The following is a 19,921-nucleotide window of genomic DNA, read 5'->3' as shown; positions in this document are numbered from 1 at the left end:
CGGTCGGTCCGCCGACCGGCGGTTACAGCGGTCCGGCCACCCAGGCGGCCGCGCCAGCGCCGGTCCCCGCGAGCAACGCCAAGAACAACCAGAAGTGGCTGATCGCGCTCGGTGTCGGCGCGCTGCTGCTCGGTGGCGGCGTGCTGTGGTTGCTGTTCGGCGGTGAACCGAACCGGGATTCGGGCACCACGACCACCACCGTGCAGACCACCAAGCCGGTGCCGCCGCCGGTGACCACCACCAGGCCCGTGCCGCCGCCGGTCGTCACCGAGGAACCGCCGACCACGACGGAACCGCCGCGTCCGACGACCACTACCGAGCCGCCGACGACGACCACCGAACCGACCACCACCACGGCCCCGCCGACCACCACCAGCAAGACCAAGCCGACGACGACGCCGAAGACGACCAAACCGGAAGCGACCACTACAGCGCCCGCCGGGGGAACCACCACCGTGGGTCGCCCTCGGCTGCCCACCTTCGACCTGCCGTTCCCCGATAGCGACACGGCCGTAGGCCCGACCATAGGACAACCATGACGACCCCGAAGAATCTCTCCTCTCGGTATGAGCTGGGCGAGATCATCGGGTTCGGCGGCATGTCGGAGGTGCACCGCGCCCGCGACGTTCGCCTGTCCCGCGACGTGGCGATCAAGGTGCTGCGCGCCGATCTGGCCCGCGATCCCACGTTCTACCTGCGGTTCAAGCGCGAAGCGCAGAACGCTGCCGCGCTGAACCACCCGGCCATCGTGGCCGTGTACGACACCGGCGAGGCCACCGTCGACGGCGGGCCGCTGCCATACATCGTCATGGAGTACGTCGAGGGCGACACCCTGCGCGACATCGTGCGCGGCAAGGGACCGCTGGCGCCGCGCAAGGCGATGGAAGTCGTGGCCGATGTGTGCGCCGCGCTCGATTTCAGCCACAAGGCCGGAATCGTGCACCGTGACATGAAGCCGGCCAACATCATGATCAACCGCGCCGGTGCGGTGAAGGTGATGGACTTCGGCATCGCGCGCGCGATCGCCGACAGCGCCAACCCGATGACGCAGACCGCCGCGGTGATCGGCACCGCCCAGTACCTCTCACCCGAGCAGGCGCGCGGCGAGACCGTCGACGCGCGCTCCGACGTGTACTCGGTCGGCTGTGTGCTGTTCGAGATCCTCACCGGGCAGCCGCCGTTCACCGGTGACTCGCCGGTCGCTGTCGCCTACCAGCACGTGAAGGAAGACCCTCCGCTGCCGTCGTCGGTCAACCCCGGCGTACCGCGCGAGCTCGATTCGGTGATCCTCAAGGCGATGGCCAAGAACCCGGCCAACCGGTACCAGACGGCCGCGGAGATGCGGGCCGACCTGATCCGGGTGCTCGGCGGGCAGAAGCCGAGCGCGCCGATGGTGATGAACGACGAAGACCGTACCGACTACGACGACGAGCCGGGCCCGCGGACCTTCCACGACCGCCGCGACGACACCTCCGAGCACCCTGCGGTCGGGCCGCCCGGCGAGGAACGTAACCGCACCGGGCTGATCGCGCTCGGTGTCGCGGCCGCGCTGGCCGTGGCGTTCGGGTTGTTCTGGGTGCTGGTCGGGCCGGGCAGCCGGGCTGATCAGGTGGCCGTTCCCGACCTGTCGGGCAAGCCGGCTCAGCAGGCGCAGAACGAACTACAGCAGTCCGGTTTCTATGTCGCCGTGCAGGAGAAGCCGGACGGCAAGGTGGCGCCGGGCAATGTGATCGCGACCCAGCCGCTCGGCGGTTCGCGCATCGACGAGGGCAGCACGGTGACGTTGCAGGTCTCGACCGGCCCGACGCAGGTGCAGTTGCCGCGACTGTTCGGGATGAGCCAGACCGAGGCCGAGCAGAAGCTGAATTCGATCGGCCTGCAAATGGATCCGAACGTGGTGCGCAAGGCGTCGAGCACAGCCGAGAACGGCAAGGTGATCGCGCAGGATCCGAGCGAGGGCGTGCGGGTCGACATCGACCGGCCGATCATCGTCACCATCGGCAGCGGTCCGGAGCAGGTCCGGGTGCCGACCGTGGTCGGCCAGGACATCTCGATCGCCCAGCCGAATCTGGTCGACCCCGCCGGTTTCAAGGTCGAGATCCAGGAGGTGAAGTCCTCGCTGCCGAAGGGCCAGGTGCTCGCCACCAACCCGGCGGGCGGCAGCAACGCGGAGAAGGGCTCGACCATCACGGTCCAGGTCTCCGCCGGTGACCGCATCACCGTCCCCGATCTCACCGGGCTCACGCCTGTGCAGGCCCAGGAAAGACTGCGCGGCGAAGGGTGGACCGGTCAGCTCAGCCAGACCACGGTGATCACCCTCGACGGCAATGCCTCGGGCAAGGTCGTCGGGCAGAGTCCGGCGGCCGGTTCGACCGTGACGATCAACGGCAATGTGGTGCTGCATGTAGGAGCTTCACCGATTCCGCGTTGAGGTCTCGATTGGATGGCGAACGCGTCTGTCACGCCTACACGGGCGCAGAATGAGGCTGCTTTCATCCCCATCCAGCGTTGCTGACGAGGAGGTACAGCCCCTTATGACGACAGCCAGGGACATCATGAAGCCCGGTGCGCAGTGGATTACCCGCGGTGACACCGTGGCGACCGCGGCGACGGCGATGGCCGATCTCGGGGTCGGGTCGCTCGTCGTCGCCGACGACGACGAGCGCATGTGCGGCATCATCACCGACCGCGACATCGTGGTGAAGTGCGTCGCGCTCGGTCTGTCTCCCGATCTGACGACGGCCGCGGAACTCTGCGAGTCGACACCACGATGGGTGAGCGCGGACGCCGATGTGGAAGACGTGCTCGACCAGATGGAGTCGCACCGGGTGAAGCGGATGCCGGTGATCGAGAACAAGCGCCTGGTCGGAATGATCAGCGAGGCCGACCTGGCTCGCCACCTCGACGACAATCAGCTCGGCGAATTCGTGACCGCCATCTACGGACGGCCGTGAGCTAGCTCAAATCCAGGTGGGTGTTCATCGACATGGCTTCGGTGGCCAGGTCGGTGAGCTCCACTACACGCACGCCGTGGGTGCGGAGTTTGTCCACACCCTCGCAGGCGGCGACGAACAGGCTCGGCTCACGCCAGGCGATGACCACCGTGGGAATGCCCGCGGCCAGAATGCGATCGGTGCACGGCGGCCGGGTCGCGGTGGCGCGGGTGGAGCACGGTTCGAGGGTGCTGTAGATCGTCGCCCTGGTCAGGCGGGGGTCGTCGGGGTCGAGCTTGTTCAGCGCGGCCTCTTCGGCATGTACCTTCGCATCGGTTTCGCGGGAGAAGCCGGTCGCGATCTCCACCCCGTCGGCGACGATCACCGCGCCGACCGAATAGGCCGTCTCGCTGGGGGGGCAGTTCCTGGCGAGTTCTATCGCCCTGTGCATGAACCGGTGGTCGGTGTCGTCGTAGCTCATGTCTTTTCCCTGTGGTGGGCGAGTTATCCACAACCCTCGCGTGATGTGGAATCGGTCATGTTCAGGTGTGGAGAAAAGTTGTCCGCGAACTGTGGACAGTGGAATTTTCCCAGGTCAGTGCAGTGATTCCATTCGCGGTACCACTTAGTTGCGGGGCCTGGAATCGGGGCTGACCAGGTAGTTCAGCACAGCGACATCCCCAAGTTGTTCCACACCCGCCAGGTGCAGCCTGCGACCGGCGCCGCCGGGGAAATCGGCCGGTCCGACGAAGCGTGGGGCCGCCGGGTCGCCGACCAGGATCGGAGCGATCGCCAGGCGGATCTCGTCGACCAGGTCGGCGGCGAGGAAGCCGGTGTGCATGCCGGTGCCGCCTTCGACCATGAGCCTGTGGATGCCTCGGTCGCCGAGGTCGGTGACGAGAGCCGAGAGCGCGAGTCGCTCACCGAGGCTGACCACCTCGGCGAGTCCGTCGAGCCGGTCGCCCAGCTTCGCGGCGCCCGCGCTGGAGGTGTAGACGAGTTTGTCACCGCCGGTGTGCCAGAAGCGCAGGTGTGGATCGAGATCACCGGAATCGGTGACGGTCACTTTCACCGGATACTCCGGTTTGCCCGCCGCCACCCGCGCGGCCCGGCGCTCGGCGCTGTTCACGAGCAACCGGGGATTGTCGGTGCGCAGTGTCTGCGCACCGATCAGGATCGCGTCGGATTCGGCGCGGATCTGGTCGACCCGATCGAAGTCGGCCGGGTTCGACAGCAGGAGTCGCTGCGCACTCGCGTCGTCGATATAGCCGTCGAGACTGGCCGCCACCGACAGCAAAACCTTCATTTGGTCACCAGCGCGGCAACCTCCGCCTCGAGCGTGGCGACGAGTGCCTCCGACGGACGTTCGCCGCAGACCTCCAGCCAGTTGGCGAGCATCCGGTGCCCGCCCTGGGTGAGCACGGACTCGGGGTGGAATTGCACGCCGTGGATGGGCAGGGTGCGGTGACGCACCGCCATCACGATGCCGCTCTCGGTGTGGCCGACGACCACGAGTTCGTCGGGCATGGTTTCGGGGAGAACGGTCAGCGAGTGGTAGCGGGTGGCGGTGAAGGGGTCGGGCAGCCCGGCCAACACGCCGGACCCGAGATGGAACACGTCGCTGGTCTTGCCGTGCAGCAGTTCGGGCGCCCGGTCGACGGTACCGCCGAACGCCTCGCCGATCGCCTGATGCCCCAGGCACACGCCGAGCAGCGGCATGTTGTGCTTCGCGGCCGCGTGCACGAGCGGGATGCTCGCGCCCGCCCGGTCGGGGCTGCCGGGGCCGGGGCTCACCAACACGCCGTCGAACGCGCCGCCCTCGTCGCCGGTGGTGAGCAGGGTGTCCAGATCGTCGAGGCGGGGATCGTCATTGCGCCAGACCACGACGTCGGCACCAAGCTGGCCTAGGTACTGGACCAGGTTGAACACGAAGCTGTCGTAGTTGTCGACGACCAATACACGCATGCGTCGAGGGTACGTGGCGACCCAGTAGGTCGTCGCATCCATTACCTGGTGGGATAGCCTAGGAGTTACCTGTACTCCGAATTCGAGGACGTCATGCCCAAGTCCAAGGTCCGCAAGAAGGCCGACTACACCCCGAGCCCCGCCAGCCGTACGCCGGTGAAGGTGAAAGCGGGGCCGTCGCCGGTCTGGTACGTCGCGATCATGCTGGGCTTCATGCTCGCCGGCCTGGTGTGGCTGATCGTTTACTACCTGGCACAGGACCACATCGCTTTCATGCTCGATCTGGGCGCCTGGAACTTCCTGATCGGGTTCGGCCTGATGGTCGTCGGCCTGATCATGACCATGCGATGGCGCTGATCGCGGCGGATTACACCCGTGTTATTCATGCACACCTGTGGATAACCCTGTGCACAACTCGAGGATAGAGGGGCGAACAACCGCGTGAACGACGCACAACCTGTCTCGTGGTCGACCCCTACCGCAGGCCTGCTCGTCGTCACCGGCGGCGGAATCTTGCTGGTCGTGGCCGCAATTCTCGCTCAGGACGGGCCGAGCAGGCTACTCGTCGGCGTCGCCGCTGTGGCGGTGCTGGCAACGGCCGTGCTCGGTTTCCGGCAGCGCCCCCGGCTCACCATGATTCCCGGCGCCGCGCCGCGCCTGGTGGTCGGCACGCTCACCGGTCCGAAGGACTACCCGATCGACCGGATCGACCGGATTCGGATGGTGTCCTACCGTCGCCTCGGCCGCAAAAGCGCGATGCTCGAGGTCGACGTGCACCACGAGGGCACCGAGCGCTTGCTGATCTTCGGCCGCTGGGACCTCGGCACCAACCCCCACGATGTGTACGACACGCTGGTCGTCAACGGCTTCGCCTCGGTGACCTCCGACTGACGTTGTTTCACGTGAAGCAAAGAAACTCCCCGCCGCGATTCGTCACGGCGGGGAGTTTTTTGTGGCTGTGATCAGCCGATACTCACGGCTGAGATGATGACCGGGTCGGTCGGGCGATCATTGCGATCGGTCTTCACCGAGGCGATCGCGTCGACCACCTTGCGCGAATCGGGGTCGACCACCTCGCCGAAGATCGAGTGCTTGCGGTTGAGATGTGGCTGCGCGCCGACGGTGATGAAGAACTGTGAACCATTGGTCTCGGTACCGGCGCCCGCATTGGCCATCGCGAGCAGATAGCCGCGGTCGAAGCGCAGATCCGGGTGGAACTCATCGGCGAACTCGAAGCCCGGCCCACCTCGGCCGGTACCTGTCGGATCGCCGCCCTGGATCATGAACCCCGGGATGATCCGGTGAAAGACGGCGCCGTCGTAGAACGGGCCACTTTCCGTACCGCCGGCGTTGACGGTGGAGTACGGCGCGGTGCCGTCGGCGAGACCGACGAAGTTGCGCACCGTCTTCGGGGCGTGGTTACCGAAAAGCGCGATCCTGATATCGCCGTGGTTGGTGTGCAGAGTCGCCACGGCCGTCTGGTTGGGTGAGGTCACGCAGTTATGGTGCCACGCGGCACGCCGAATCCGTTTGTGCCACAGTGGTCGAATGAAGCTTCGTAATCCACTGCTCGCGTCGCTCGCGCTCGCCGGGGCGGGCGCCCTGGCCTACCTGGCCCGCGCCAAGCGCCCACAACTGCCGGAACCGGCCGCCGAGCCGCCGCGTCTGGGGTATTCCCGCAACGGCTCGGCGCACTAGTTCCGGCTGTCGATCAGCGGCTGACCGACTTCTTGTACTGGATCTGAGCCAGCGGCACGAAGACGATCAGGATCACCACGATCCACACCAGTGTCGTGGTCACCGGATGCTGCATCGGCCACGCCTGCGAGGGCGGCGCCATCGGGTTCACGTTGCCGAACAGATCACGCACTGCCTGGGTGAGCGCCGAGACCGGATTCCATTCGGCGAACACCCGCAGCGGAGCCGGCATGTTGTCGAGCGGAACGAACGCGTTGGACAGGAACGTCAGCGGGAAGATCACCATGAAGCTGGCGTTGTTGAAGACCTCCGGCGCGCGCACGATCAGGCCGACCACGGCCATCATCCACGACAGCGCGTAGGCGAACAGCAGCATCAACGCATACGCCAGCACCGCGTCGAGGAACGAACCGCGGATCCGCCAGCCGACGACCAAACCGGTCAGCGACATCACCACCAGGCTGACGATATTGATCACCACATCGCTGATCGTGCGCCCGACCAGCACCGCCGACGGCGCCATCGGCAGCGACCGGAACCGGTCGATGATGCCTTTCTGCATATCTTCGGCCAGGCCCGCACCGGTGAAGGTGGCACCGAACACCACCGTCTGCGCGAAGATGCCGGCGATCAGGAACTCCCGGTAGCCACCTTCGAGCCCGGGGATCGTAATCGCCGAGCCGAAGACGTAGGCGAACAAGAGCACGAACATGATCGGCGACATCGTCGTGAAGATCAGCACGTCGGGCACGCGCTTGATCTTGATGACATTGCGTTTGGCGATAGTGATGCTGTCGCTCACCACCATCGACAGTCGTTCGCCGAGGCTGGGACGGTGCACCTCGGCCTTGTCGAGTGCGACGCTCATCGGTTATTTCCTTCCGCGGCGCCCACGGTCTCCGACTCGCGATCGCCGTTGACGAGTTCTTCGGCCTCGTGCCCGGTGAGCGTCAGGAAGACGTCGTCGAGCGAGGGTCTGCGTAGTGCGACATCGTTGATGTCCACCTTGTGCTCGGTGAGCCTGCCGATGGCGGTGACCAGGTCCTGCGATCCATCGGCCACCGGAACGATGAGCTTGCGCAGGCCGGGTTCGAGATGGATCTCGCCATCGGCGAGCCCACTGAGCACCTGCTGGGCGACGGCCAGTTGGTCGACGGCGCCGACGGTGAGTTCGATCCGGTCGCCACCGACGAGGGCCTTGAGTTCGTCGGCCGTGCCGCGCGCGATCACCTTGCCGCGGTCGATCACCGCGATCGAATCGGCGAGGCGGTCGGCCTCGTCCATGTACTGGGTGGTGAGCAGCAGCGTGGTGCCGCCGGCGACCAGTTCCTCGATGACATCCCACAGATCGAGCCGGGCACGCGGGTCGAGACCGGTGGTCGGCTCGTCGAGGAACAGCACCGGCGGATTGGCCACCAGCGCGCCCGCCAGGTCCAGGCGCCTGCGCATGCCGCCGGAGTAGCCCTTCACCGGACGGTCGGCGGCGTCGCTGAGCCGGAAGCGGTCGAGCAGTTCGCGGGCCCGTTCCTTACTGCGCTGGGTGCCGAGGTGGTACAGCCTGCCGACCATCTCGAGATTCTCGAAGCCGGTGAGGTATTCGTCGACCGCGGAATACTGGCCGGAGGCGCCGATGCGCGAGCGCAGGGCCTGTGGATCGTTGAGCACGTCGATGCCCGCAACGGTGGCGGTGCCCTCATCGGGTATGAGCAGCGTGGTGAGAACGCGAACAGTCGTGGTCTTTCCCGCGCCATTGGGGCCGAGAAGCGCGGTGACGGTACCTTCCGGAACGGACAGGTCGAGTCCGTCCAGGGCGACGAGCTGCCCGTACCGTTTGACCAGACCCTCGGCGACGATTGCGTCGGGCATGATTCTCCTGAAGTCGTGGTTGGCGATGTTTTGCCCAGTATTGCCCTACCCACCGACAAGTCGCACCCCAAATTTCAGCGGGCCCGCGCATCAGATGTACACAATTGTTCGACATGCCGACGCGATGCGACACGCGGCGAATCGGACTGATTTTCTGTCGCAGAGCACGAACGAGTACGTCGGTTCCCTGGGTGGTTGCCAGGCGCGGCACGAGAACATGTTCACCGGCAATTCCCCGTAAAACCTTGCGTACCAGCCGATTCCGTTCTTCGTAAGACACCTGACAGGTATCGAGCGCCCACACCGGCCCCTCGCCGCACCCCGGACCACCACCGACACCCGCGCCGACACCCGGAAAATCTCGCCAACTCGCCAGGTGCGCGCACACTAATTCCGCGCGTATCGCGTAGGATCGTTCACGTCGGCCCCTCCCCCCCGGGCCGACCCTACGCGGGCCTCGGCTAACTCCCCCCCTTCGCCGAGGCCCGCTCCCCATTTTCCGGCAAGGTCGCAGCTCGGTACACCACCCGATGCGCACCGATACGCCGAGCGTCACAGTCCGGCCACGTTCCGGCGATCACCCGGCTACCAGGGTTATCGTCGCCCCATGGTGCCTGGTCGCGGTGCGATCGCCGGGGTCGTCTTATCGATGACGATCCTGGTCGGCTGCACCGGCTCCACCGACGACGAACACCCCACCGCGACGCCCTCCGCCGAGGTCCCCCCGAATCAAGTCGCCGGCGTCGCCCTGCCCGCCGACGCGGTCGACAAGGCCATCGGTCGCCTCGACGAACTGGCGGGCTCGCTGATGGACTCCAGCGGTATCCCAGGGATGGCTGTGGCCGTCGTCCACGGTGGAAAGACCGTGTATGCCAAGGGTTTCGGAGTTCGCGAAGCCGGCGCTCCGGACAAGATCGACGCCGATACCGTCTTCCAGCTCGCCTCGGTGTCGAAGTCGCTCGCCGCGACCGTCGTGGCCAACCAGGTCGGCGCGAACACGGTCGAGTGGACGACGCCGGTGGTCGCTCACCTCCCGTCGTTCGCGCTGGCCGATCCCGCCACCACGGCCCAACTCACCGTCGGCGACCTGTTCGCGCATCGCAGTGGCCTGCCCGACCACGCGGGCGATCGGCTCGAAGACCTCGGCTACGACCAGGCCGCGATCCTCGACAAACTTCGCCTCGAACCCCTCGACCCGTTCCGCGTCACCTACCACTACACCAACTTCGGGCTCACCGCCGCGGCCGAATCCGTAGCCGCGGCGGCCGGAAAGGACTGGGCCAAGCTGTCGGCCGATGCCCTCTACACACCGCTCGGCATGCGCGACACCAGCTCTCGCTTCGACGACTTCCGTGCCCGTCCGAATCACGCGGTGGGGCACGTGAACATCGACGGCGAATGGGTCGCCCGCTACGTGCGCGACCCCGACCCCCAGTCCCCCGCGGGCGGCGCGAGCTCGTCGGTGAACGACATGGCCCGCTGGCTCACGATGCTGCTCGGCGACGGCACGACGGGCGCGACCACCATCGCCCCGCCCGAAGCCCTGCTACCCGCCGTCACACCCCAGATCGTCTCGGCGCCGCCCACGACCCCCACCGCGCGGGCAGGCAGCTACGGGTACGGCTTCAACGTGTCGGTCTCCTCGGCGGGTCGCACCGCCAACAGCCATTCCGGCGCTTTCTCCCTCGGCGCGGCGACCAACTTTTTGGTGATCCCGTCCGCCGACGTCGCCATCGTCGCGTTGACGAACGCGGCGCCGCTGGGCATTCCGGAGACCCTGACCGCCGAGTTCGGCGATCTGGTGCAGTTCGGCGAGGTGCGTGAGGACTGGCGCGGGCTGTACCGCGACGCGTTCGTCGCGGCCGACGCACCGGAAGGCGACCTGTCCGGCAAGACTGCCCCGTCCGATCCGGCTCCCGCACAGGCACTGTCGACCTACACGGGCACCTACGACAGCGACTACTGGGGCCCCGCGACGATCTCGGCGACACCAACGGGCCTGGTTCTCACCATCGGCCCGGCACGGCGGGAATACCCACTGCGGCACTGGGAGGGCGACACCTTCGCCTTCGAGCCCAGCGGCGAGAACGCCCCGCCCGGCAGCGTCTCCTCGGCACGGTTCACCGACGGCAGGCTGACCATCGACTACTTCGACGAGAACGGCCTCGGCACCTTCGCCAAGAGCGGTTGATCAGGCGAGCGCGCGCCATGCGGTCGCCAGCCGCGCCGCCCTGACCTTGCCCGCCACCCCGAGCAGCGGAACGTCACGTTCCCAGCGCTTCCTGACCTCGGGGTCCACCGGCGCCCACAGCGGCTCCAGTTCGGCCCGCAAGCCGGTCAGCCGATCGAAGAGACCGCCGAGCGCGATGTGCACGCCCGGCGAGCTCGGATCCTCGGCGCCGACCCCACGTACCGCCGCAAACAGCGCCAGCAGCTGTTCTACGGGCTCAGCGGGCCATTGGGACAACCTGGCCACCCGAACCAGCTGACCGAGCACAGCGGCCACCACATGCAGGTCCTCGACCGTCCGGAACGGCTTCAGATAGTCCGTGTAGCCGTCACCGGGCAGTACTTGGCCCGGCGCGGCATCGAAGGTGACTCCCGCGTGCGGGATCTCGGGCGCGAACGGCAACGCCGGCAACGGCGACACCGCGGCGGCCGCACCGGCGGGCACCAGCACAGCGCGCAGGATCGGCCTGCCGTCGGGCTGGGTACCGGATCGGGCGATCACCAGGAACCGATCGGCGAACGTACCGAGCGTTGCGAAGGATTTCGTTCCGCTGACGGCGCCGTCCTCGCCCACCGTGGTGGTCATCGTCGACGGCCGCGCACCGGCGCCTTCGGTCGCGCACATCGAGGACAGCTCGGTGGGATCGAGCGAGGGCACCAGCGCGTGCAGCGCTTCCTGATATCCCCCGAGAAACGCGGGACCTGTGCCGGCACTGTCGAATCCGGCGATCGCCGCGCGGTCGATGGAACTCGCGAAATCGCGGGACCGTGCGCGGTGACGTGCCCATTCCGCCGCGAAGTCAGTCGAAACCGAGTCGGCGGGGGTGGCGGTGAGGAGAAAATCGAATACCGAGGAATTCACAGATGTGGAGCCTAGGGGAATCGAACCCCTAACCCCTGCCTTGCAAAGGCAGTGCTCTGCCAATTGAGCTAAGGCCCCTTACTGGTCGCTGACCAGTTGGCAACCCGAAATCAGCGGGTGGTGACCTCGCGCCAGAGGTCTGCGTCGTCGCGCTTGCGGAATTTGTTGACACCGATGAGAACGGCGATCACAACACCGACCATGAGGACAATCTTCATGATTCCCACCCTACTGTGCTGTTCGGGAGTGGGCCTAGGAGGACTTGAACCTCCGACCTCTTCGTTATCAGCGAAGCGCTCTAACCGCCTGAGCTATAGGCCCGAACTCATTTCGATCCCCTGCCGGAGCAGTGAACCGCAACGAGAAACGAGGTTACCTTACCTGGCTGCCGATAACCAAAACGGCCGGTCAGGCCCAGTTTCCTGAGCCGACCGGCCGTTCGGGAAAACCCGTCCTAGTCGGGATCAGCCAGGGTTACCTGGATGCCGCCGACCAGATCGCAGCACTGGTTGTAGATGAACACGCCGACGGTGGCCAGCGCGGTGAACAGCACCACGTTGATCAGGCCGATCACACCCGCGTAGCCGAACACCGTGCCCGCGTCGATCAGGCTCGACGAGTTGCCCTCCGGGTTCAGCATCTCGCCCAGCGAGTTGTCCAGGTTGTCCCAGACGCCCATGCCGGCCAGGACGATGTAGAGCAGGCCGACGGCCAGCATCCACACGAAGAACAGTGCGACGCTGATCACCAGCGTGATCTTCAGGGTCGACCAGGGGTCGATCCGGCGGATCTGCACCGTCGCGCGTAGTGGCTCGCCCGACGCGGCGGCCGCGATGGCCACCGGTACCGCGGGCGAGACCGTGCCCGCCGCGGCTGCCCGCGCACTCGGCCCCGGGTTGTACTGCTGGGGCTGGGGCGCCATCGGTAGCCCTGGCGGCGCCACCGGCGCCTCGGGTGCCGGGTGACGCACGTCGGACAGGTCGGGCATGTCCTTGACGAGTTCCGGGCGGGCGATGCTGCGAGTCGGCCCGTCGATACCGACGGACTTCACCATCGCCGCTTCCTTGCGAGCCGCCTTGGCCGCCAGGTCGGCGGTGGTGCGTGCGTTGGACGCGCCGCTGCCCTTGAGCCCGCCTGCCGCGGCCCCGGACGAGGGCCGGCCCTGGCTCGGCGCTTCGCCGGGCCGGTACAGGTTCGACTGCGGTTCACGCTGCGGAAGCTGAGCCCACCCGTCCTGGTAGGGCGAGGATTTGCTGCCCTTACCGTCGAGCGAATCGGCACCGGCCGCACCGGATTCCGGCGCCGCGCCCTCGGCCGGACCGCCCTGGCGTGGGATCGGTCGCGGCGGGATCGGAGACGTGGCGATTCGCTCGGTGACGCCGTTGGTCTGGTTCCGATCGTCGTTCGACTGATTCGGTGTGGTCAATGGAATCCTCAGATCCGTTCGTTGCCGCCGCTATTTGGTGTGTTACTCCGAAGCCACGTCGCCGAGGAGCTGATCGGGATCGGGCTCGTCGGCGTTGCGCGCGATCGCTAGCAAGGTATCGCCATCCGCGAGGTTCATCAATCGCACGCCCTTGGTCTGGCGTCCGGCTTTACGAACCTGCTTGGCTGCGGTGCGGATGACACCACCACTGGAAGTGATCGCGTACAACTCGTCCTCGTCGTCGACGATGAGCGCACCCACCAGGCTGCCACGTTTCGGGTCGTACTGGATTGTCAATACGCCTTTTCCGCCCCGGCCCTGGGCCGTGTACTCCTCGATCGCCGTGCGCTTGGCATACCCACCAGCGGTCGCGACAAGCAGATACGTCTCCAGACGCACCACGTTGAGCGAGAGCAATTCGTCGTCGGTGTTGAAGCGCATGCCCTGCACGCCGGAGGTGGCCCGACCCATCGGACGCAGGGCCTCGTCGGTGGCCGCGAAGCGGATCGACTGACCGTGCGCCGAGACCAGGAGCAGGTCGTCGTCGGACGAGCACAGCACCGCGCCGACCAATTCGTCGTCGTCGCGCAGGTTCACCGCGACGATGCCGCCGGACCGGTTGGAGTCGAAGTCTGTGAGTTTGGACTTCTTCACCAGGCCCGCGCGTGTCGCGAGCACGAGGTACGGAGCGTCCTCGTAGGTCTTGAGCTGGATGATCTGGGCGATCTTCTCGTCCGGCTGGAAGGCCAGCAGGTTGGCCACGTGCTGACCACGCGCGGTCCGGTTGGCCTCGGGCAGCTCGTAGGCCTTGGCCCGGTAGACGCGCCCCTTGTTGGTGAAGAACAGCAGCCAGTCGTGCGTGGACGACACGAAGAAGTGCTTGACGATGTCGTCCTGCTTGAGACCCGCGCCCATCACGCCCTTGCCGCCGCGCTTCTGCGAGCGGTAGAGGTCGGTCTTGGTGCGCTTGGCGTAGCCGGTCTCGGTGATCGTGACCACCACGTCCTCGCGCGCGATCAGATCCTCGTCGGCGACGTCACCGTCGGCGGCGATGATCCTGGTCCGACGGTCGTCGCCGTACTTCTCGACGATCTCGGCCAGCTCGTCGCGCACGATCGCGCGCTGACGCTCCGGCTTGTCGAGAATGTCCTTGTAGTCGGCGATCTCGATCTCGATCTTGGCCAGATCGTCGATGATGCGCTGACGTTCCAGGGCCGAGAGCCGACGCAGCTGCATGTCGAGGATGGCGGTCGACTGGATCTCGTCGATGTCGAGCAGCTGCATCAGGCCGGTGCGCGCGGTGTCGGTGTTGGCCGCGCCGCGGATCAACGCGATGACCTGGTCGAGCATGTCGAGTGCCTTGACCAGGCCGCGCAGGATGTGGGCCCGCTCCTCGGCCTTGCGCAGCAGGTAGCGGGTGCGCCGGACGATGACCTCGAGCTCGTGATTCACGTAGTAGCGAATCATCTGGTCCAGGCGCAGGGTCCGCGGCACGCCATCGACGATCGAGAGCATGTTCGCGCCGAAGCTGGTCTGCAGCTGGGTGTGCTTGTAGAGGTTGTTCAGCACCACCTTCGCCACCGCGTCACGCTTGACCGTGACCACGATGCGCATGCCGACACGGTCGGAGGACTCGTCGTGGATATCGGAGATACCCGCGATCTTCGCGTCCTTCACCTGCTCGGCGATGGAGTTGACGAAGTTGTCGGTGTTGACCTGGTACGGCAGTTCCGTGATGACGATCGTGGTGCGACCACGCGCGTCTTCCTCGATCTCCACCACACCGCGCATGCGGATGGAACCGCGACCGGTGGTGTAGGCGTCGTGGATGCCCTGGCCGCCGACGATCAGGCCGTGGGTCGGGAAGTCGGGGCCCTTGACCCGTTCCATGCAGGCGGCGAGGGTGGATTCCTCGTCGGCCTCGTAGTTCTCCAACGCCCAGTAGATGGCCTCGGCCAGCTCGTTGAGGTTATGCGGCGGGATGTTGGTCGCCATGCCGACCGCGATGCCGTTGCTGCCGTTCATCAGCAGGGCGGGCACGCGCGCGGGCAGCACGGTCGGCTCCTGCGAGCGACCGTCGTAGTTCGGAACGAAATCGACCGTCTCCTGGTCGATATCGCGCAGCATCTCCATCGCGAGCGGCGTCAGACGGCACTCGGTGTACCGCATGGCGGCCGCGCCGTCGTTGCCGCGGGAACCGAAGTTGCCCTGGCCGTCGACCATCGGGTAGCGCAGCGACCACGGCTGGGCCATGCGCACGAGGGTGTCGTAGATCGACGAGTCGCCGTGCGGGTGGTAGTTACCCATGGTCTCGGCGACCGGACGCGCGGACTTCACATAGCCGCGATCGGGGCGGTAGCCGTTGTCGTACATCGCGTAGAGCACGCGCCGGTGCACCGGCTTGAGGCCGTCGCGCACATCGGGCAGCGCGCGGCCCACGATCACGCTCATCGCGTAGTCGATGTAGCTGTTCTGCATTTCGGTCTGGATATCGACCGGTTCGGTCCGGTCGCCCGCACCGCCGGACGGTGGCAGCGTGGTCTCAGTCATCAAATCTCCTTCGAGGGGCCGACATGCGAGCGGGCGCGCCCTTCAGGCGCTGCGCCGCTTACACATCGAGGAAACGGACGTCCTTGGCATTGCGGGTGATGAAGCTGCGACGTGCCTCCACGTCCTCGCCCATCAGCACGGAGAACAGCTCGTCGGCCGCAGCCGCGTCGTCGAGCGTCACCTGACGAAGTACCCGAACCGCGGGGTCCATCGTGGTTTCCCACAGCTCCTTGGCGTTCATCTCGCCCAGACCCTTGTAGCGCTGGATGCCGTCGTCCTTGTTGATCTTCTTGCCCGCGGCGAGACCGGCCTCGACCAGCGCGTCGCGCTCACGGTCGGAGTAGGCGAACTCCGGTTCCGAACGCATCCACTTGAGCTTGTACAGCGGCGGCTGGGCCAGGTACACGTGACCGTGCTCGACCAGCGGACGCATGAAGCGGAACAGCAGCGTGAGCAGCAGCGTCGCGATGTGCTGACCGTCCACGTCGGCGTCGGCCATCAGGATGATCTTGTTGTAGCGCAGCTTGGCGATATCGAACTCGTCGTGGATACCGGTGCCGAACGCGGTGATGATCGACTGGACCTCGTTGTTCTTGAGGACGCGGTCGATGCGGGCCTTCTCGACGTTGATGATCTTGCCGCGCAGCGGCAGGATCGCCTGGTACATCGAGTCGCGGCCCGACTTCGCCGAACCACCGGCGGAGTCGCCCTCGACGATGTAGATCTCGCACTTGCCCGGATCCTTCGACCGGCAGTCGGCCAGTTTGCCCGGCAGTCCGCCCAGGTCGGTCGCCGACTTGCGGCGCACCAGCTCACGCGCCTTACGGGCGGCCATCCGGGCCTGCGCCGAGGACACCGCCTTCTGCACGATGGTCTTCGCGTCGGCCGGGTTGGCCTCGAACCAGTGCTGCAGGTGTTCGTTGCAGGCGCGCTGCACGAACGACTTGACCTCGGTGTTGCCCAGTTTGGTCTTGGTCTGGCCCTCGAACTGCGGCTCGCCGACCTTGACGCTCACGATGGCGGCGAGGCCCTCGCGGATGTCGTCACCGGTGAGGTTGCCGTCCTTCTCCTTGAGGAGCTTCTTCTCCTTGGCGTACTTGTTGACCACCGTGGTGAGCGCCGCGCGGAAGCCCTCTTCGTGGGTGCCGCCCTCATGGGTGTTGATCGTGTTGGCGAAGGTGTGGACCGACTCGGAGTAACCCGAGTTCCACTGCATCGCGACCTCGAGCTCGTGGCCGGTGCCCTTGACCGTGTAGCCGACGACCGAGTTGTGGATGGCCGACTTGGTGCGGTTGATGTGGCGGACGAAGTCCACCAGGCCGCCCGGGTAGTGGTAGGTGCGGGTCTTCACCTTGTGCTCGGCCGCTTCCGCGGCGACCACCTCGGCGTCCTTGGGCGCCTCGGCGGTCTCACTGACCACCTCGTCGATGACGTCGCCCACGGCGACTCGCTCATCGGTGAGCTTGATGGTGAGGCCCTTGTTCAGGAAGGCCATCTCCTGCAGGCGCCGCGCCACGGTCTCGAAGTTGTAGGTGGTGGTCTCGAAGATGTCCGGGTCGGCCCAGAACCGCACCGTGGTGCCGGTGGCCTTGGTCGCCTCGCCCTGCGCGAGCTTGCCGGGCTTGGCGTCCTTGTAGGTCTGGGTCCAGTGGTAGCCGTCGACGTCGATCTCGACCTCGACCTTGGTCGAGAGCGCGTTCACCACCGAGATACCGACACCGTGCAGACCACCCGACACCGCGTAGGAGTCGGAGTCGAACTTGCCACCGGCGTGCAGCTGGGTCATGACGACCTCGATCGTCGGCACGCCCTGCGCGTGCATCCCGACCGGGATGCCACGACCGTCGTCGATCACCTCGACGCCGCCGTCGGCGAGCAGGGTCACCTCGACCTTGCTCGCGTAGCCGGCCATCGCCTCATCGACCGAGTTGTCCACAACCTCCCAGATGAGGTGGTGCAGACCGCGTTCACCGGTGGACCCGATGTACATGCCAGGGCGCTTGCGCACCGCCTCGAGGCCTTCGAGGACCGTGATGGAAGAGGCACCGTAGCCTGAATTGTTGCCCGATGCGTTGGAGTCGTTGGCAGCCACTTCTCGGTAGCTCTCCTTACTTGCTGATCCCTGGCGCAGCGATCCGGGCAGCACGCGCACAGCTCGGAAAGAGCCATCAGATATCACGGACTGCACAGCACGCGCCGAAGGTTCGCCGCTGGTTACGTCACCATCCTACTGGTAAGCCCAACTTACAGTGCACCTACGACACCCCTGGCGTCGCCGTGAATGCAAGAAATCGCCCAACCGCGGGACATTTCCGCCTCTACGGGAATTTTGACGGTCGTGGGAGCGAATAGGCGGGCGCGTCCGAGGCGGCGGGCGCGTGGTGCGAGATCCGGCATGTCGCTCTGGGTAAAAGTTATCCACAGGCGTTGTGCACATGTCCACAACTCGAGGCGCGAGAGCGGCGCAGGCACAACGGATCTCGCCCCGGTCACCGCGCGGCTACCCGTAGGTATCGCGCGGGCCACGGCCCTTGATGTGTCGATCGCCCTTGCGCCAGCTCGGCGCGGCGGGGCCGGTGATGCGCAGTGAGGTAACCACGCCGTGACCGACCGCGGCGTTGATCTTGGCCAGGATCTGGCTCTGCAACATGCGCAGCTGGGTAGCCCACGCGGTGGACTCCGCGGCGATCTTGAGCACACCGCCTTCGAGGGTCACCGGGGTGGCGTGTGAGGCGATGTCCTCGCCGACCACCCGTGGCCAGCTGCCGAACACCGTGCCCTCGGCTACCTTGCCTGACCAGCCACGATTCTTCGCCAGCGAGCCGCTGAGCGCGCCGAGGAGCTGGGGATCGCGAGCGTCGGGGCCCGACCCCGACCAGCCGCTGCGGCGCCTGCCGCCTGCCCGCAACTTGCGTACCGGCGAGGCCCTGCCCTGCCCGATGGACTTGCCACTCGCCTTGGCCGCGGCACGCGCCTCTTCCAGCGCGCGGCGGGCCAGATCGATGCCGCGCAGCTCCGGTGCGGGTTCTTCCGGCACGGGTTTCCGCCTTCCGGTGTCGGGGGTGGCCGAGTGTGGATGGAGTCTACGCCGGGGCGCCGACTGGCTCGTCGAGCACCGATCCGGCATATGTCCAGCATGTTGCCGGTTTTCCACAGGGGCTGGGGATAACTATCGCAATCTGTGCATATCTTCGGCGTGTTCGACGGCTTCGGCGACGATATGTGAGGTACGCCGGTCGGCTTCGCCGGTCGTTTGCACACGCAACGGTTCGGCGGCCAGTTCCGACGGCACGTCCTCGGCCACCGCGGCCGTGATCAACACTTGCTCGGCACCCGCGGCCACCTCCGCGAGCGCGGCGCGGCGGCGACGATCGAGTTCGGCGAACACGTCGTCGAGTAGCAGCACCGGTTCGGAACCCTCGCTGCGCAACAGCTCGAACGAGGCCAACCGCAGCGCGAGGGCGAACGACCAGGATTCACCATGACTGGCGAAGCCCTTCGCGGGCGCGCTGCCGAGCAGCAACTCCAGATCGTCGCGATGCGGGCCGACCAGACAGACCCCGCGATCGAGCTCCCGGTTCCGTGCGGCGGCCAGCTCGCGCAGCATGATCTCGTGCAGCAGCGGTGCGTCACCGGCCTCCGGCGCCCTGGCCGGATCGAGCAGTTCCGGTGGGAGATACCCCGAGCGGTAAGTGATTGCGGCAGGACGTGATTCGGGCGCGATCGACCGATATGCCTGGGACAGATGGGGATACAGGTCGTGCACAAGGCGCAGCCGTTCGGCGAGCAGCACCGCCGCGTGGTCGGCGAGATGTCCGTCCCACACGTCCAGAGTGCCCAGATCGGCGCGCGAACGCGATTGGCGCCCAGCGGTTTTCAACAGGGCCGAGCGTTGGCGCAGCACCTTGTCGTAGTCGGCTCGGACACCGGCGAGCCTGGGCAACCGGGCTGTGGACAACTCGTCGAGGAACCGACGCCGCTCACTCGGATCCCCACGCACCAGCGCCAGATCCTCCGGCGCGAACAAGACGGTGTGCAGAATCCCCAGGATTTCGCGGGAGCGGCGCACCGGCGAGCGATTGATCTGCGCGCGATTGGCACTGCCCGCCTTGAGTTCCACGTCCACGCGCAGTTCCCGGCCGGTGTTCACCACGGTGGCCCCGATCCTGGCCTGGGTGGCGCCCATCCGGATCAGTGGGGCGTCGGCGGAGACCCGGTGCGAGCCGAGCGTCGCCAGATAGCCGACCGCCTCGAGCAGATTGGTCTTGCCGTTGCCGTTTGCTCCCAGCAGCACTGTGCGCCCTGGGGACAACTCGAGGTCGGCGTGCTCCCACGAACGGAAATCACGGACCGACAGCTCACGAATGAACATGCGGACCTTACCGGCGCCTG

General features: G+C 66.6%; 19 protein-coding genes, 2 tRNA genes and 1 pseudogene. 7 read left to right on the top strand and 15 right to left on the bottom strand.

The genetic code is table 11. The annotated features are described in order from the left end of the window. The 3 genes and pseudogenes from NS1_RS41045 to NS1_RS32820 all read left to right on the top strand — a co-directional run. Positions 1-539 (top strand): annotated as a pseudogene (locus tag NS1_RS41045) (serine/threonine protein kinase); the annotation flags it as partial. Further along, complete coding sequence (gene pknB, locus NS1_RS32825) at positions 536-2,431, top strand: Stk1 family PASTA domain-containing Ser/Thr kinase (RefSeq protein ID WP_062990788.1); 1,896 nt, start codon at positions 536-538, stop codon at positions 2,429-2,431. The pseudogene NS1_RS41045 and the gene pknB, both read left to right, overlap by 4 nt. A 103-nt stretch (positions 2,432-2,534) precedes the next feature. Beyond that, positions 2,535-2,954: a CBS domain-containing protein gene (locus NS1_RS32820; protein ID WP_056822566.1), complete on the top strand. Its 420-nt coding sequence runs from the start codon at positions 2,535-2,537 to the stop codon at positions 2,952-2,954. A gap of 1 nt (position 2,955) precedes the next feature. Here the strand turns inward: NS1_RS32820 and NS1_RS32815 are convergent, their stop codons facing one another. The 3 genes from NS1_RS32815 to NS1_RS32805 form a co-directional block, all read right to left on the bottom strand. Next, positions 2,956-3,414 (bottom strand): deaminase, encoded by a 459-nt coding sequence (locus NS1_RS32815; protein WP_056822568.1) that lies wholly within the window; start codon positions 3,412-3,414, stop codon positions 2,956-2,958. Positions 3,415-3,558: 144 nt separating this feature from the next. Then, positions 3,559-4,239 (bottom strand): RibD family protein, encoded by a 681-nt coding sequence (locus tag NS1_RS32810; RefSeq protein ID WP_062990787.1) that lies wholly within the window; start codon positions 4,237-4,239, stop codon positions 3,559-3,561. Next, the gene (locus tag NS1_RS32805) at positions 4,236-4,898 is read right to left on the bottom strand and encodes an aminodeoxychorismate/anthranilate synthase component II (RefSeq protein WP_062990803.1); all 663 of its coding nucleotides are present in this window, start codon (positions 4,896-4,898) and stop codon (positions 4,236-4,238) included. The genes NS1_RS32810 and NS1_RS32805 overlap by 4 nt, the downstream gene beginning before the upstream one ends. Positions 4,899-4,991: 93 nt before the next feature. Here NS1_RS32805 and crgA point away from each other — a divergent pair, with 93 nt between their 5' ends. Together crgA and NS1_RS32795 are read left to right on the top strand one after the other, a co-directional pair. Then, positions 4,992-5,255, top strand: a complete 264-nt coding sequence (crgA, locus tag NS1_RS32800) for a cell division protein CrgA (RefSeq protein WP_056822573.1) — start codon at positions 4,992-4,994, stop codon at positions 5,253-5,255. Between the two features lie 84 nt (positions 5,256-5,339). Further along, positions 5,340-5,789 carry a PH domain-containing protein gene (locus NS1_RS32795; RefSeq protein WP_062990786.1) on the top strand — a complete coding sequence of 150 codons (450 nt, stop codon included), beginning with the start codon at positions 5,340-5,342 and terminating at the stop codon, positions 5,787-5,789. 71 nt (positions 5,790-5,860) lie between these two features. On the opposite strand, the gene NS1_RS32790 is transcribed toward NS1_RS32795, so the two are convergent. Beyond that, on the bottom strand, positions 5,861-6,394 hold the full coding sequence (locus NS1_RS32790; RefSeq protein WP_062990784.1) for a peptidylprolyl isomerase: 534 nt from the start codon (positions 6,392-6,394) through the stop codon (positions 5,861-5,863). A gap of 52 nt (positions 6,395-6,446) precedes the next feature. On the opposite strand from NS1_RS32790, the gene NS1_RS41040 reads away from it, so the two are divergent. Continuing rightward, positions 6,447-6,596, top strand: coding sequence for a hypothetical protein (locus NS1_RS41040; protein WP_165610294.1), 150 nt, complete (start codon positions 6,447-6,449; stop codon positions 6,594-6,596). A gap of 13 nt (positions 6,597-6,609) precedes the next feature. Here NS1_RS41040 and NS1_RS32785 read toward each other — a convergent pair whose 3' ends face one another. Both NS1_RS32785 and NS1_RS32780 read right to left on the bottom strand, forming a co-directional pair. Then, positions 6,610-7,404: an ABC transporter permease gene (locus NS1_RS32785; RefSeq protein WP_062990801.1), complete on the bottom strand. Its 795-nt coding sequence runs from the start codon at positions 7,402-7,404 to the stop codon at positions 6,610-6,612. A gap of 56 nt (positions 7,405-7,460) precedes the next feature. Further along, positions 7,461-8,462, bottom strand: a complete 1,002-nt coding sequence (locus NS1_RS32780) for an ATP-binding cassette domain-containing protein (RefSeq protein ID WP_062990781.1) — start codon at positions 8,460-8,462, stop codon at positions 7,461-7,463. Positions 8,463-9,069: 607 nt separating this feature from the next. On the opposite strand from NS1_RS32780, the gene NS1_RS32775 reads away from it, so the two are divergent. Continuing rightward, a complete protein-coding gene (locus NS1_RS32775) occupies positions 9,070-10,653 on the top strand; it encodes a serine hydrolase (RefSeq protein ID WP_062990779.1) in 1,584 nt (527 codons plus the stop codon). Here NS1_RS32775 and NS1_RS32770 read toward each other — a convergent pair whose 3' ends face one another. The 9 genes from NS1_RS32770 to recF form a co-directional block, all read right to left on the bottom strand. Then, positions 10,654-11,553, bottom strand: a complete 900-nt coding sequence (locus NS1_RS32770; RefSeq protein WP_062990777.1) for an acyl-CoA dehydrogenase family protein — start codon at positions 11,551-11,553, stop codon at positions 10,654-10,656. A 5-nt stretch (positions 11,554-11,558) separates the two neighbouring features. Then, positions 11,559-11,631 (bottom strand) — tRNA-Ala (locus tag NS1_RS32765). A gap of 32 nt (positions 11,632-11,663) precedes the next feature. Then, positions 11,664-11,771: a DLW-39 family protein gene (locus NS1_RS41380; RefSeq protein ID WP_214516728.1), complete on the bottom strand. Its 108-nt coding sequence runs from the start codon at positions 11,769-11,771 to the stop codon at positions 11,664-11,666. Between the two features lie 29 nt (positions 11,772-11,800). Continuing rightward, positions 11,801-11,874: transfer RNA gene (locus NS1_RS32760), tRNA-Ile, on the bottom strand. A gap of 133 nt (positions 11,875-12,007) precedes the next feature. Further along, positions 12,008-12,979 carry a DUF3566 domain-containing protein gene (locus NS1_RS32755; RefSeq protein ID WP_062990775.1) on the bottom strand — a complete coding sequence of 324 codons (972 nt, stop codon included), beginning with the start codon at positions 12,977-12,979 and terminating at the stop codon, positions 12,008-12,010. 42 nt (positions 12,980-13,021) lie between these two features. Continuing rightward, a complete protein-coding gene (gyrA, locus tag NS1_RS32750) occupies positions 13,022-15,529 on the bottom strand; it encodes a DNA gyrase subunit A (protein ID WP_056822588.1) in 2,508 nt (835 codons plus the stop codon). Between the two features lie 58 nt (positions 15,530-15,587). Next, positions 15,588-17,621, bottom strand: coding sequence for a DNA topoisomerase (ATP-hydrolyzing) subunit B (gene gyrB, locus NS1_RS32745; RefSeq protein WP_062990773.1), 2,034 nt, complete (start codon positions 17,619-17,621; stop codon positions 15,588-15,590). A gap of 408 nt (positions 17,622-18,029) precedes the next feature. After that, entirely contained in the window at positions 18,030-18,566 is a 537-nt protein-coding gene (locus NS1_RS32740; protein ID WP_056822592.1) for a DUF721 family protein, read from the bottom strand. 132 nt (positions 18,567-18,698) lie between these two features. Continuing rightward, entirely contained in the window at positions 18,699-19,901 is a 1,203-nt protein-coding gene (gene recF / locus NS1_RS32735) for a DNA replication/repair protein RecF (protein ID WP_062990771.1), read from the bottom strand. Positions 19,902-19,921 lie beyond the last annotated feature (20 nt).

This window comes from Nocardia salmonicida NBRC 13393 (genome assembly GCF_001613085.1).
Lineage (GTDB): Bacteria > Actinomycetota > Actinomycetes > Mycobacteriales > Mycobacteriaceae > Nocardia > Nocardia salmonicida.
Note: the sequence above shows the minus strand (reverse complement) of the source record. Positions and strands in the feature narration are given on the sequence as shown.